Source organism: Streptococcus penaeicida (assembly GCF_002887775.1).
Classification (GTDB): Bacteria; Bacillota; Bacilli; order Lactobacillales; family Streptococcaceae; genus Streptococcus; species Streptococcus penaeicida.
In genome coordinates this window covers 1-388 of sequence record NZ_LOCM01000058.1, presented here as the reverse complement: position 1 = coordinate 388, position 388 = coordinate 1, and the positions used below count along the sequence as shown (strand labels likewise).

At 43.6% G+C, this 388-nt stretch carries 1 tRNA gene and 1 rRNA gene; both read right to left on the bottom strand.

Features of this window, described 5'->3' with window-relative positions:
- Positions 1-105: ribosomal RNA gene (locus tag AT575_RS10205) — 16S ribosomal RNA — on the bottom strand; the annotation flags it as partial.
- 153 nt (positions 106-258) lie between these two features.
- Positions 259-333: transfer RNA gene (locus tag AT575_RS10200), tRNA-Pro, on the bottom strand.
- Positions 334-388: the final 55 nt, after the last annotated feature.

Here is a 388-nt window from a genome sequence, read left to right as displayed (position 1 = left end):
CGCAACTCCTTGGTCTTGTGCAAGCACTAGACCTCAGCGTTCTACTTGCATGTATTAGGCACGCCGCCAGCGTTCGTCCTGAGCCAGGATCAAACTCTCATTTTAGTTTGAACTTACTCGTTCTTTTCTGTCGCTGACAGATTTATTGTTTTTTACTTCATTGACGGATAATATGCATCTAAACATATCACCCTCACATTTGGTTTTCTTGTCTTATTCAGTTCTCAAAGGTCTTTTCTCTATTAAAAAATAAAGAATATCGGAAGACAGGATTCGAACCTGCGACACCTTGGTCCCAAACCAAGTACTCTACCAAGCTGAGCTACTTCCCGAACTCATGCACCCTAGAGGAGTCGAACCTCTAACCGCCTGATTCGTAGTCAGGTAC